At 73.3% G+C, this 12305-nt stretch carries 11 protein-coding genes; 1 reads left to right on the top strand and 10 read right to left on the bottom strand.

Going from position 1 to position 12305, the window contains the following annotated elements:
- Positions 1-66: 66 nt before the first annotated feature.
- The 9 genes from ABZY13_RS32845 to htpG form a co-directional block, all read right to left on the bottom strand.
- The gene (locus tag ABZY13_RS32845; RefSeq protein ID WP_356637357.1) at positions 67-969 is read right to left on the bottom strand and encodes a LysR family transcriptional regulator; all 903 of its coding nucleotides are present in this window, start codon (positions 967-969) and stop codon (positions 67-69) included.
- A 49-nt stretch (positions 970-1018) separates the two neighbouring features.
- Positions 1019-2218 (bottom strand): glycine C-acetyltransferase, encoded by a 1200-nt coding sequence (locus tag ABZY13_RS32840; RefSeq protein ID WP_356637355.1) that lies wholly within the window; start codon positions 2216-2218, stop codon positions 1019-1021.
- Positions 2219-2262: 44 nt separating this feature from the next.
- The gene (tdh, locus tag ABZY13_RS32835) at positions 2263-3291 is read right to left on the bottom strand and encodes an L-threonine 3-dehydrogenase (protein WP_356637353.1); all 1029 of its coding nucleotides are present in this window, start codon (positions 3289-3291) and stop codon (positions 2263-2265) included.
- Between the two features lie 123 nt (positions 3292-3414).
- The gene (locus ABZY13_RS32830; protein ID WP_356637351.1) at positions 3415-4014 is read right to left on the bottom strand and encodes a GAF domain-containing protein; all 600 of its coding nucleotides are present in this window, start codon (positions 4012-4014) and stop codon (positions 3415-3417) included.
- A 181-nt stretch (positions 4015-4195) separates the two neighbouring features.
- Positions 4196-4831, bottom strand: coding sequence for an ATP/GTP-binding protein (locus ABZY13_RS32825; protein ID WP_356637349.1), 636 nt, complete (start codon positions 4829-4831; stop codon positions 4196-4198).
- The gene (locus tag ABZY13_RS32820) at positions 4809-5180 is read right to left on the bottom strand and encodes a DUF742 domain-containing protein (protein ID WP_356637359.1); all 372 of its coding nucleotides are present in this window, start codon (positions 5178-5180) and stop codon (positions 4809-4811) included. The genes ABZY13_RS32825 and ABZY13_RS32820 overlap by 23 nt, the downstream gene beginning before the upstream one ends.
- A gap of 2 nt (positions 5181-5182) precedes the next feature.
- Positions 5183-5617: a roadblock/LC7 domain-containing protein gene (locus tag ABZY13_RS32815; protein WP_356637347.1), complete on the bottom strand. Its 435-nt coding sequence runs from the start codon at positions 5615-5617 to the stop codon at positions 5183-5185.
- A gap of 95 nt (positions 5618-5712) precedes the next feature.
- Positions 5713-7515, bottom strand: coding sequence for an ATP-binding protein (locus tag ABZY13_RS32810; RefSeq protein ID WP_356637345.1), 1803 nt, complete (start codon positions 7513-7515; stop codon positions 5713-5715).
- A 252-nt stretch (positions 7516-7767) separates the two neighbouring features.
- Positions 7768-9690: a molecular chaperone HtpG gene (htpG, locus tag ABZY13_RS32805; protein WP_356637343.1), complete on the bottom strand. Its 1923-nt coding sequence runs from the start codon at positions 9688-9690 to the stop codon at positions 7768-7770.
- 275 nt (positions 9691-9965) lie between these two features.
- Between htpG and ABZY13_RS32800 the strand changes: the two genes are divergently transcribed.
- Positions 9966-10958 (top strand): winged helix-turn-helix domain-containing protein, encoded by a 993-nt coding sequence (locus ABZY13_RS32800; protein ID WP_356637340.1) that lies wholly within the window; start codon positions 9966-9968, stop codon positions 10956-10958.
- Between the two features lie 37 nt (positions 10959-10995).
- On the opposite strand, the gene ABZY13_RS32795 is transcribed toward ABZY13_RS32800, so the two are convergent.
- Positions 10996-12180 carry an MBL fold metallo-hydrolase gene (locus ABZY13_RS32795; RefSeq protein ID WP_356637337.1) on the bottom strand — a complete coding sequence of 395 codons (1185 nt, stop codon included), beginning with the start codon at positions 12178-12180 and terminating at the stop codon, positions 10996-10998.
- Positions 12181-12305: the final 125 nt, after the last annotated feature.

Below are 12305 nucleotides of genomic sequence, written 5' to 3'. Positions count from 1 at the left end.
GCCAGGCCGAGGAGCAGCAGCAGTCTGAGGCTGCGAAGGCGGAAGCCGTCGAGAAGAGACACGCCGCTAGGCTGCCGCCGCTTCCTCCAGCGCCGTCACCACCGGGCGGATCAGCGGGTGCGCCTCCGCGCCGCGCCGGACCGCCGCGAACACGCGGCGGGTCGGGGCCACTCCGTCGACGGGGCGGACGACGACGCCCGTGAGGTCCATGCCGCGCAGCGCCGAGCGCGGGACGAGGGCGACTCCCGCGTCGGCCGAGGCAAGGGCGACGACCGCGCGGAAGTCGTCCGAGGAGTGGGCGAGCAAGGGCTGGAATCCGGCGTTCTCGCAGGCCAGGACCACCACGTCATGGCAGGGGTTGCCGGGGTACGGCCCGATCCAGGGGTCCTTCGCCAGCTCGGCCAACGGGACCTCGGGGGCCTCGGCGAGGCGGTGGGCGACGGGGACGACCGCGTCGAACGGCTCGGCGTACAGGGGGACGTGGGTCAGGCGCGGGTCGTCGGCGGGCGGGGCCCCGCGGTACTCCACGGCGACGGCGACGTCGACCTGCCGGTCCAGCACCATCGGCAGGCTGGCGTCGCCCTCGGCGTCCCGGACGCGGATGCGGATGCCGGGCGCGGTCCGGGCGAGGCGGGCCACGGCCGGGGCGACGACCAGGGCGATGCCGGTCGCGAAGGAGGCGACGGTGACCGTGCCGGCCTCGCCGGAGCCGTAGGCGGCCAGCTCGGCCTCGGCCCGCTCCAGCTGGGCGAGGACCGCGTGGGTGTGGCGCAGCAGGATCTCGCCGGCCGGGGTGAGCCGTACGCCCTTGGCGCCGCGCTCGACCAGGCGGTGGCCGGTCTCCTGCTCCAGGGCGGTGAGCTGCTGGGAGACGGCGGACGGGGTCAGGTACAGCGCGGCGGCAGCCGCCGTCACCGTGCGGTGGTCGGCCACCGCACGGAGGATGTGGAGCCGCCGCGCTTCGATCATGCGAACGATTATCGCAATATGTCCGGGACCGTCCGCCCGCCCCTCCGGCTCAGCCCTCCCCCTCCAGCGCGGCCCGCGCGGCCACGAACGCCTCCACCGCGCGGTCGACGTCCTGCGGGGAGTGCGCGGCGGACAGCTGGACCCGGATGCGGGCCCGGCCCTGCGGCACGACCGGGTAGGAGAAGCCGATGACGTAGACGCCCCGCTCCAGCAGCAGCTCGGCCATCCGGCCCGCCTTCGCCGCGTCGCCGATCATGACGGGCGCGATGGCGTGGTCGCCGGGGAGGATGTCGAAGCCCTCCTCGGTCATCCGGCGCCGGAAGCGGGCCGTGTTGTCGGCGAGCCGCACCCGCAGGTCGTCGGCCGCCTCCAGCAGGTCCAGCACCTTGAGGGACGCCGCGGCGATCACCGGGGCGAGGGTGTTGGAGAACAGGTACGGGCGCGAGCGCTGGCGCAGCAGGGCGACGATCTCGGCGCGGGCGGCGACATAGCCGCCGGAGGCGCCGCCGAGTGCCTTGCCGAGGGTGCCGGTGAGGATGTCGACGCGGTCCATGACGCCGTGCAGTTCGGGCGTGCCGCGTCCGCCGGGGCCGACGAAGCCGACGGCGTGCGAGTCGTCGACCATGACCATGGCGTCGTAGCGCTCGGCGAGGTCGCAGATCTCCCGCAGCGGGGCGACGTAGCCGTCCATGGAGAAGACGCCGTCGGTGACGACGAGCCTGCGGCGCGCGCCGGAGGCGTCCTTCAACTGCTGTTCCAGGTCGGCCAGATCGCGGTTGGCGTAGCGGAAGCGGCGGGCCTTGGACAGGCGGATGCCGTCGATGATGGAGGCGTGGTTGAGGGCGTCGGAGATCACCGCGTCCTCGGGGCCGAGCAGGGTCTCGAAGACGCCGCCGTTGGCGTCGAAGCAGGAGGAGTACAGGATCGTGTCCTCCTGGCCGAGGAACGCCGACAGCCGTGCCTCCAGCTCCTTGTGGACCTCCTGGGTGCCGCAGATGAAGCGGACGGAGGCCATGCCGTAGCCCCAGCGGTCCAGGGCCTCGTGGGCGGCGGCGAGCACCTCGGGGTGGTCGGCGAGGCCGAGGTAGTTGTTGGCGCAGAAGTTGAGGACCTCGCCGGGCCGGCCACCGGCGGTGACGTTGACGGTCGCCGACTGCGGTGTGCCGATGACGCGTTCGGGCTTGTGCAGTCCGGCGGCGCGGATCTCGTCGAGGGCGGCGCGCAGGTCGTCGCGCACGGAGTCGAACATGGGAAGCTCCAAATCTCCTGGAAGTCTGCCGGCGGGACCGCGACTCACGTGGTCCAGTCGAGGATGACCTTGCCGCCGCGTCCGCTCGCCGCGTCGGCGAACGCCGCCTCGAAGTCGCGGTAGCCGTAGCGGCCGGTGATGACGGGGGCGAGGTCGAGGCCGCCCTCCAACAGGACCGACATCGCGTACCAGGTCTCGTACATCTCCCGGCCGTAGATGCCCTTGATGGTGATCATCGAGGTGACGATACGGGCCCAGTCGACCGGGAACTCCTCGGCGGGCAGGCCCAGCATCGCGATCCGGCCGCCGTGCGTCATGTTGGCGATCATGTCCCGCAGGGCCTCCGGCCGGCCGGACATCTCCAGGCCGATGTCGAAGCCCTCGCGCAGCCCCAACTCCCGCTGCCCGTCGGCGATCGACGCCGACGACACGTCGAGGGCGAGGCTCGCGCCGATCTTGCGGGCCAGGTCCAGGCGCTCCGGGCTGACGTCGGTGACCATGACGTTGCGGGCGCCCGCGTGCCGGGCGACGGCCGCCGCCATCAGGCCGATCGGGCCCGCGCCGGTGATCAGCACGTCCTCGCCGACCAGCGGGAAGGACAGCGCGGTGTGCACGGCGTTGCCGAACGGGTCGAAGATGGCGGCCACATCGAGGTCCACCGGCGTGCGGTGCACCCACACGTTGGACGCGGGCAGCACGACGTACTCGGCGAACGCGCCGTGGCGGCCGACCCCGAGCCCGACCGTCGCCCGGCACAGATGGCGCCGCCCGGCGAGGCAGTTGCGGCACTTCCCGCACACGAGGTGGCCCTCGCCGCTGACCAGGTCGCCGCGCTCGACGTCGGTGACGTCCCGGCCGGTGTCGACGACCTCGCCGACGAACTCGTGTCCGAGGACGAGCGGCGTGGTGATCGTCTGCCGGGCCCAGCCGTCCCACGCCCGGATGTGCAGATCGGTGCCGCAGATGCCGGTGCGCGCCACCTTGATCAGTACGTCGCCGGGTCCGACGGTGGGCTCCGGGACGTCGCGGAGCCACAGTCCGGGCTCCGCCTTCTCCTTGACCAGCGCCTTCAACGCTACGGCTCCCGAGGTGAGGCCCGGCCGCGGGGCACGCCGAGGGCGCCCGCGGTCAGGGCGAGGGGTGAGATCACCTGGCAATCTGCCGTATCGCGCGGGTCCCGGTCCATCGAGGATTTCTTAAGCGCCGCCCCAGGTTTCCTTCACACCCGGCGGCTCCAGCCCCGCCAGACCTTCCAAACCAAGGGCCAGATCGGCGGCCGTGGCCTTGATGGTGTCCAGGCCGGTCCTCCCCCAGGCCCGCGGCGTGACATCGGCGACGCTGACCGTGCCGAGCACCATGCCGGTGGTGTCGATGAGCGGCGCGCCGAGATAGGAGTGGACGCCGTACTCGTCGACGACCGGGTTGCCCGCGAAGCGCGGGTAGTCGCGCACGTCCTCCAGGACCAGTGCCTTTCCCCGGGCCATGACGTGGGGGCAGTAGCCGTGGTCGCGGGGGAGGAACCGGCCGAGCACGGGCCGGCTCCCGTCCTCCTTGACGACGGGGCCGACCGCGGGCGCGTGCAGCCCGGCGAGGAACTGACCCGTGTCGTCCGGGAAGTTGACCATCGCGTACGGCGTCCCGGTCAGGGCCGCGAGGCGGGCGGCGAAGGCGTCGAGACCGGCGGTGGGGCGCTGTGCGAGCCCCAGGGCGCGCAGCCGCCGGGTGCGGGCGGGGGCGTCCTTGTCCTCCGGGGTGACGAGCAGGCGGCCGGCCGGGCGGGGCGGGTCGTAGCTCATGGCCGGGTCACGGATCGGAGGGGGGCGGGGCGGGGATGGGTCGCAGGCGTCATGTGCGGCTCCGGGAGGCGTGTCGGCGGCGGGCGCGGGAGTGGTCGGGGTGAGTGCGGGGGCGGTCGGGCGGGTGCGGGGGCAGTTCGCGTGGACGCAGGGGTGGTTCGGGTGGGTGACAGGGCCGAGGTCATCGGTGGGCGCCGTGGGTCGGCGCGGGGGTGGCGGGGGCGTGGGCGATGAGGTGCCGGACCAGGGTCAGCAGGGTCTCGACGCCGGAGGCGGAGATCCGGGCGTCGCAGCGGACGACCGGGATGCCCGGCTGGAGGTCGACGGCGGCGCGCACCTCCTCGGGGTCGTAGCGGTGGGCGCCGTCGAACTCGTTGACGGCGACGATGAAGGCGAGCCCGCGTTCCTCGAAGAAGTCGACCGCGGCGAAGCAGTCCTCCAAGCGGCGGGTGTCGGCGAGGATCACCGCGCCGAGCGCGCCCTCGGACAGCTCGTCCCACATGAACCAGAACCGCTCCTGACCGGGGGTCCCGAACAGGTAGAGGACGTGGTCCCGGTCGAGGGTGATCCGGCCGAAGTCCATGGCGACCGTCGTCTCGACCTTGTTCTCGACGCCGTCCAGGCTGTCGGTGGCCGCGCCGGCCGTGGTGAGCAGTTCCTCCGTGCTCAGCGGCGCGATCTCGCTGACCGCGCCGACGAACGTCGTCTTGCCGACGCCGAACCCGCCCGCGACCAGGATCTTGAGCGCGGTCGGGAAGAGGTCGGGGGCGGGGGCTGACGCGGGGGCGTAACGGTCAGAGCTGTCGTCGTAGTCCATCGAGCACTGCCTCCAGAAGGGCCCGGTCGGAGGGGGTGTGGTGGTGCACGGGGGGCTTGGTGGTGAGCGCCCCCCAGTCCAGGAGGTCCGCCAGCAGCACCTTGGTGACCGCCGCGGGCAGCTTCAGGTGGGCGGCGACCTCGGCGACCGAGACGGGCGCGAGGCACAGGTCGAGGGCCTGCGCGTGCTCCGGGCCGAGGTGCCCGAGGGGGGTGGCCCCGGTCGCCATCACCTGCGAGATGAGGTCGAGCGCGACGGTGGGACGGGTCCGGCCCTCGCTGACCGTGAAGGGGCGGACCAGCCGTCCGGCCGCGTCGTCGAGCCAGGGCCCCTCGCCGGCCGCCACCACGCTCAAGACCTCGTCACCGTGGGTGCGGCCACCGGCTGCCGGGGGGCGGTCGCCAGATACGGGCGGACGCTCTTGACCAGCATGGCCATCTCGTAGCCGAGCACCGCGGCGTCGGCCTCGCGGCCGGCCAGCACGGCCAGACAGGTGCCGGAGCCGGCGGTGGTGACGAACAGCAGGGTGGAGTCGAGTTCCACGACGACCTGCCGCACCTCGCCGCCGTCGCCGAACCGGGCGCCGGCGCTGCGGCCGAGGGAGTACAGCCCGGAGGCCAGGGCGGCCATGTGGTCGGCGCTGTCCGGGTCGAGGCCGTGCACCGACCTCACCAGCCCGTCGCAGGACAGGAGCACGGCGCTGGTGGTGTGCGGGACGCGTTGCACGAGGCCGCTCATCAGCCAGTCGAGATCGGATGCATGGCCGGTGGGGGCGTCGGTCGCCATGGGGGTTCGACTCCTTGGGGTACGGGGGTGTGCGGGCGCTGGGGCGGGAGGTGCGGCGGCGAGGGAGGCCGGGGCTGCGGCGGGCGCGGCGGCGGTCATGCGGGCGGGGGACTCCCGTCGTCCGCCCGCTGCCGGGCCTCGGCGAGACCGATGCCGCGCTGGAAAGCGGCCATGAGCCCGGGGTCGTGCCCTGCGGGCTGGTCGTCGTCCTGCCGGGGCGCCGGACCGCCGCGCAGTTGGGGAACGAGATGCTCCTGGGCACGCCGGCGGGGCAGCCGGGGCTTGCCGATGGTGCCGCGGACCACGAGGGCGGGGGCATCGGCCTCCTGGCGCCGGGGCTGCGGATGCGGCTGGGCCCGGGCCTGGTCCACCGGTTCCGGCCGGGGCGGGCCTTCCGGTGCCGGGGGCTCGTCCCGGCCCGAGGGCTCGGGACGGGCCTGGGGCTCGGACCGGGTCGAGGGCTCGGACCGGGTCGGGGGCTCGGACCGGGTCGAGGGCTCGGTCCCCGGCTGGTCCGGGGGCTGGAGCTCGGCCGGGGTGTGGTGGGGCCGTGCCGGGTGCGGTGGGTCGTCGTGGCCGCCCCGGACGGGCAGCGGCACCGGTTCCGCGCCGTCCGCGACGGGGCCGGGGCGGCGGTGGGATCCGACGGGCGGCGCGTCGCCGGTCGCGCCCTGCGGACGCCCCGCGCCCGCCGTCGTACCGAGTAGCGCCTGGGGGACCACCAGAACGGCCTGCACACCGCCGTAGATGTTGGTCTGCAGCCGCACCGTGATCCCGTGCCGCTTGGCCAGCTGGGACACCACGAACAGCCCGATCCGCCCGTCCGCGAGCAGCCGCGCCACGTTGACCTGGTCGGGGTCCGCGAGCAGGTCGTTCATGCGCTCCTGCTCGTCCGCCGGCATGCCGAGCCCCCGGTCCTCGACCTCGACGGCGAGCCCGGAGGTGACGAGGCCCGCTCGCAGCAGCACCTGGGTGTGCGGGGCGGAGAACACCGTGGCGTTCTCGATGAGTTCGGCGAGCAGATGGATGACGTCGGCGACGGCGTGGCCGCGCAGGGTGCCCTCGACGGGCGGCACCAGCTTGATCCGGGCGTACTGCTCCACCTCGGCGATGGCCGAGCGCAGCACCTCCGTCATGGAGACGGGGTTGGTCCACTGCCGGCGGGCGCCGGCGCCGCCGAGCACGGCGAGGTTCTCGGCGTGGCGGCGGATGCGGGTGGCGAGGTGGTCGACGTGGAAGAGGCCCTTGAGCAGGTCGGGGTCCTCGGTCTCGTGCTCCAGGTCGTCCAGGATGGCGATCTCGCGGTGCACCAGCGACTGCAGCCGCCGGGCGAGGTTGAGGAAGACCTCCAGCTTCTGCTCGCTGCCCGCCCGGCTGGACAGCTGCGCGGCCTGCACGACGGCGGTGACGGCCCCCTCGTGGACGCGGGCCAGATCGGCGGCGAGCAGCTCGAACTCGTCGGCGTCCTCGGGCGGGCCGCCGCGCGTCTTGCGCCGGGGCGGGGTCTCGCCGCGCCGCAGCGTCTCCACGAGGGCACGCAGTTCGGCCTCCCGGCGTGCACCCGCGCGGCGCAGCGCGCCGACGCGCTCGTACACGGAGCGCACGGCCCGGTCGGCGGCGACCGCGGCGATCAGGATGCCCGCGAGGGCGACGCAGCCCGCTCCGGCGAGCACGCCCCACAGCGCCGGGCCGGTGCGGGCCCCGGTGGAGCGGACGGTGAAGAGCACGGCCGCGCAGGCGCTGAGGGCGACGGCGACCGGGGGGAGGACGGCGAGGCGCAGGAGCTGGGGCCGTATGGGGGTCTCGGCCGGCGAGGGTGCGGTGCGGGCGGCCGGCCGGCCGTGCCGTCCGCCCTCGCGGCGGTCTGCGCGTGCGGCCGGTGCGCGGAGGTGAGACATCGGCGTCCTCGTACTGGTCCGTCGTTCGGGGCATGCGGCATCGCCGCGCCGGACGACGGGACGGACGCGTGGTCGCAGCCCTGCGTCGCCCGGCGGCCACTCACGGTAGTCGTCAACGCATTACGTGCGGTGGGCAGTTGCCAAAGACCTACGGTGAGCGTCCCACTCTGGTATGAGGCTTCGTACGGGAGTTTGAGCACAAAGAGAGGGCTCACCCGCCCGGAGAGGAGGGTGAGCCCTGCGGCGCGTCGACTACAGCGTGCGCTCCAGCCGCTCCGCGACCAGCTTCACGAACCGTGCGGGCTCCTTGGGCTGTCCGCCCTCGGCGAGCACGGCGAGGGCGTGCAGCAGTTCGGCGGTCTCGGTCAGCTCGGTGCGGTCCTCGCGCTCGGTGTAGGCCTGGTTGAGGGCCTTGACCAGCTGGTGTTCGGGGTTGAGTTCGAGGATGCGCTTGGTGCGCGGGACCTCCTGGCCCATCGCCCGGTACATGTTCTCCAGCGCCGGCGTGAGGTCGTGGGCGTCGGAGACGACGCAGGCGGGCGAGACGGTGAGGCGGGAGGACAGGCGGACCTCCTTGACGTCCTCGCCGAGGTGCTCGGTCATCCAGCCGAGCAGACCGGCGTACTCCTCGCTCTGCTTCTCCCGCTCCTCCTTCTTGTCGTCCGCGCCGTCGCCGAGGTCGATCTCGCCCTTGGCGACCGACCGCAGCCGCTTGCCCTCGTACTCGCCCACCGCGTCGGTCCACACCTCGTCGACCGGGTCGGTGAGCAGCAGCACCTCGATGCCCTTGGCGCGGAAGGCCTCCATGTGCGGGGAGTTCTCGATGGCCGCCCGGGACTCGCCGGTCATGAAGTAGATGTCCTCCTGGCCGTCCTTCATCCGCTCGACGTAGTCCTTGAGCGTGGTCGGCTGCTCGGCGTCGTGCGTGCTCGCGAAGGAGGCGACGGCGAGGATCGCGTCGCGGTTCTCGGAGTCGGTGACCAGCCCCTCCTTGACGACCGCCCCGAACTCCCGCCAGAAGGTGGCGTACCGGTCGGGGGCCGCGGTCGTCATCTCCTTGACCGTGGAGAGCACCTTCTTGGTCAGCCGGCGCTGCATCATGCGGATGTGCCGGTCCTGCTGGAGGATCTCGCGGGAGACGTTGAGCGACAGGTCCTGCGCGTCGACGACGCCCTTGACGAACCGCAGATAGGGCGGGAGCAGTTCCTCGCAGTCGTCCATGATGAAGACGCGCTTCACGTACAGCTGGACGCCGCGCTGGTAGCCCTGGGTGAACAGGTCGTGCGGGGCGTGCGCGGGCACGAAGAGCAGCGCCTGGTACTCGAAGGTGCCCTCGGCCTGAAGGCGGACGGTCTCCAGCGGGTCGCGCCAGTCGTGGCTGATGTGCTTGTACAGCTCGTGGTACTCGTCGTCGGACACCTCGTCGCGCGGGCGTGCCCACAGGGCCTTCATCGAGTTCAGCGTCTCGCCCTTGGCGTCCTCGCCGTCCTTGGCGTCCTCGCCGCCGGCGCCGCCCTCGCCGTCCTGCGGGGCGAGCCGGACGGGCCAGGTGATGAAGTCCGAGTACCGCTTGACGATCTCCCGGATCTTCCAGGGGGAGGTGTAGTCGTGCAGCTGGTTCTCGGGGTCGGCCGGCTTGAGGTGCAGGGTGACCGAGGTGCCCTGCGGGGCCTCGTCGACGGTCTCCAGGGTGTACGTGCCCTCCCCGCGCGACGACCACCGGGTGCCCTGGGTCTCCCCGGCGCGCCGGGTCACCAGGGTGACCTCGTCCGCCACCATGAAGCCGGAGTAGAACCCGACGCCGAACTGCCCGATGAGCCCGTCGGCCCCGGCCCCGTCCTGGGACTCGCGCAGTTCCTGGAGGAACTTGGCCGTCCCGGAGTTGGCGATGGTGCCGATGAGCCGGTTGACCTCGTCGTACGACATCCCGATGCCGTTGTCCCGCACGGTGAGCGTACGGGCCTCCTTGTCGAGGCCGATCTCGATGTGCAGGTCGGACACGTCCGCGTCGAGCGAGTCGTCCCGCAGCTTCTCGAGGCGCAGCTTGTCCAGCGCGTCGGAGGCGTTGGAGACGAGCTCGCGCAGGAAGACATCCTTGTTCGAGTAGACCGAGTGGATCATCAGCTGGAGCAGCTGACGCGCCTCTACCTGGAACTCAAACGTTTCGGTCGGCATGGTTCGCGACTACCTCACAGTCCGCTGTTCGGCTGGTATGGCACCAGTCACTGTAAGTCCTGCATCACTGTAGGACCTGGCGCGACGGGGACCTGCCGGGTGCGCCGGCTGCGGGCCCACGGGGTCGTGAACACGCCATTGGAGCACCCGGATTGGCCGATCGGGCACCTCGGGGGGAAAGGGCCGCGGGCATACTGGTGACGACCGTGGAAAGCGTGGTCGCCGCACAGGGGGCAGCCGTGCTTTCACCGCAGTGGGGCATGTCGGGGGGAGCCATGACCGAGCAATCGGTGCTGTCCGTCGGGCCGATCGAACACATGCACGTCTCGCTCAGCCGGCACCCGGGCGTGACGCTGCTGTCCGTCATCACGAACGCGTTCGGTCCCCGTTCCCACGGCATGCCGCCTGCCTGGCGTCACATGGTGCGCAGTGCGGCGCCGCCCGGCGCGGCCGAGACGATGAGCGGGATCCTCAACACGGGGCATCCGTGGCTGCCGGACAGCCTGGCGTTCGCCCGGACGCTGGCCGGCGGCGGCGCCACGTCGGTGGAGGACGAACTGGACCTGGTCGACGCGGACGCCCTGCTGGCCGACATCGCCCTGCGCTTCCCCGGCGCCGTCCCCCGGCACTGGCGGGCCATCGCCGACGATGCCGAGCGTTTCGTCGGCTCGTACCGCGCCCTCGCCCGTACCGTGTGGGACGCCTTCGGGCCGGTGTGGCGGCAGGCCGGCCGGCTCCACGACCGGGAGGCCGAGCGCATCGGGGCGGCGCTGCTCACCGGCGCCGCCGACGCGGTGATCAACACGCTCGGCGCGTCCGTCACCTACGCCGACGGACAGCTGCGGCTGCCGCACGCCTACCCCTGCCCCCTCACCCGGCAGAACCAGCGGCGCCTGATCCTCGTCCCCTTGGCGTCCGGCCATTCGGCGTGCACCTACAGCGCGGAGGACGAGGAACTGGTCTGGGTCGGCTACCCGCTGCCGGGACTCGGCCGGCTCACCGAGACCGCGCCGCCGGCCGAGGCGGACACCCGCACCGACCGGCTCGCCTCGCTGTTCGGCCCGGTGCGCGCGACGATTCTGCGCCAGGCCCGGCTGCGGCCGTCCACGAGCGAGATCGCCCGGCAGGCGAGGGTGGCGGTCAGCACGGTCACGTATCACGGCGACCGGCTGGCGAAGGCGGGTCTGGTGGAGCGGCGGCGGCACGGCCAGGAGGTGCGTCTCGTCCTCACCGACCGCGGTGTGGGGCTCCTGGACCTGTTCGACTGACCGATCCGCCGGGGTCGGCGCGCCCGACCTCGGGGGCTCAGCCCTCGCCCACGAGGTCGCGGTCTTCGCGGGACGCCGTCGGCGCGATCCGCGGAACGGGCCACTCGCGGTTCGGCGGCGGCGCCACGTCCCGCCACCAGGGATGCGTGGGAAGCTCGCCGGCGGGCTCGAACGGCCGGCCCGGGACGGGGACGGCGATCGCCTGTCCCACCGCGCCGGCCGCCGCCAGCGTCCACTCCCCCGGTTCGGCCCACGGGTGGAAGGCGAGGTTGAAGGTGCCCCAGTGGATCGGCAGCAGCACCCCGGCCGGGCCGCCGCCCTGGAGGTCCAGGTGGGCGCGGACGCCTTCCTCGGGAGTCATGTGGATGTCGGGCCAGTACTCGCTGTACGCACCGATCTGGATCATCGTCGCGTCGAACGCGCCGTACGACGCCCCGATGTCCCGGAAGCCCTCGAAGTAGCCGGTGTCGCCGCTGTGGAAGACGCGGTGCTCGTCGCCCGCCGCCACCCACGACGCCCAGAGGGTGTGCTGGGTGTTGCGCAGCCCGCGGCCGCAGAAGTGGCGGGCCGGGGTGGCCGTCAGGGTGAGGCCGCCGATCCTGGCCGACTCGTGCCAGTCCAGCTCGCGCAGCCGGCCGGCGGACACGCCCCAGCGCTCCAGGTGGGCGCCGACGCCGAGCGGCACCGCGAACACGGTGTCCGTGCCGGCCAGTGCCTTGATCGTGGGCATGTCCAGGTGGTCGTAGTGGTCGTGCGAGATGACGACGGCGTCGACCGGGCCGAGCGCCTCGATCGGCAGCGGCGCGGGGTGCAGACGCTTGGGTCCGGCGAAGGGGAAGGGAGAGCAGCGCTGCCCCCAGACCGGGTCGAACAGCACGCGGTGGCCGTCGATCTCCGCCAGCACGCCGGAGTGGCCGAGCCAGGTCAGGCGCAGGCCGCTCGCGGGGGGTGCGGCGAGGTCGGCGAGGGTGGTGGGGTGCACGGGTATCGCACGCCGCGGGGACCGGCGGGCGCGGCTGTCCCGGTCGAGGTGGAGCTTGGCGAAGTCCAGCGGGGAGGCCGACGGCCGGATCCGTGCGGGGCCGCCCGGGTTCTGGAAGACGCCGTCCGCGAAGTGCGGCGATCTGCGGATGCGCGCCATGCGCTCGCCGCTCGGGTCCCCGCCGAAGGCCGCGGGCCGCAGCGCGCGGAGCCCGGAGTTCAGGGATCGGGGACCGGCCACGGTGCCTCCAGCGAAGTCGTCGAGACCTCCATTATGGGCCGCCCCGCCGGCAGTCCCGCCGGACGGCCGCGGCCGAGGGGGGGGGCCGGGGGGCGGCGGGGGGCGGGGGGCGGGGGGCGCCGGCC

The sequence above is a fragment of the Streptomyces sp. NPDC006610 genome (genome assembly GCF_040611575.1).
Lineage (GTDB): Bacteria > Actinomycetota > Actinomycetes > Streptomycetales > Streptomycetaceae > Streptomyces.
Note: the sequence above shows the minus strand (reverse complement) of the source record. Positions and strands in the feature narration are given on the sequence as shown.

Bases quoted from the DNA above. Each gene is read 5' to 3' on its own strand.
- ABZY13_RS32845 (WP_356637357.1), bottom strand. From the start codon at position 969: ATGATCGAAGCGCGGCGGCTCCACATCCTCCGTGCGGTGGCCGACCAC.
- ABZY13_RS32840 (WP_356637355.1), bottom strand. From the start codon at position 2,218: ATGTTCGACTCCGTGCGCGACGACCTGCGCGCCGCCCTCGACGAGATC.
- ABZY13_RS32830 (WP_356637351.1), bottom strand. From the start codon at position 4,014: ATGAGCTACGACCCGCCCCGCCCGGCCGGCCGCCTGCTCGTCACCCCG.
- ABZY13_RS32825 (WP_356637349.1), bottom strand. From the start codon at position 4,831: ATGGACTACGACGACAGCTCTGACCGTTACGCCCCCGCGTCAGCCCCC.
- ABZY13_RS32815 (WP_356637347.1), bottom strand. From the start codon at position 5,617: ATGGCGACCGACGCCCCCACCGGCCATGCATCCGATCTCGACTGGCTG.
- ABZY13_RS32810 (WP_356637345.1), bottom strand. From the start codon at position 7,515: ATGTCTCACCTCCGCGCACCGGCCGCACGCGCAGACCGCCGCGAGGGC.
- htpG (WP_356637343.1), bottom strand. From the start codon at position 9,690: ATGCCGACCGAAACGTTTGAGTTCCAGGTAGAGGCGCGTCAGCTGCTC.
- ABZY13_RS32800 (WP_356637340.1), top strand. From the start codon at position 9,966: ATGACCGAGCAATCGGTGCTGTCCGTCGGGCCGATCGAACACATGCAC.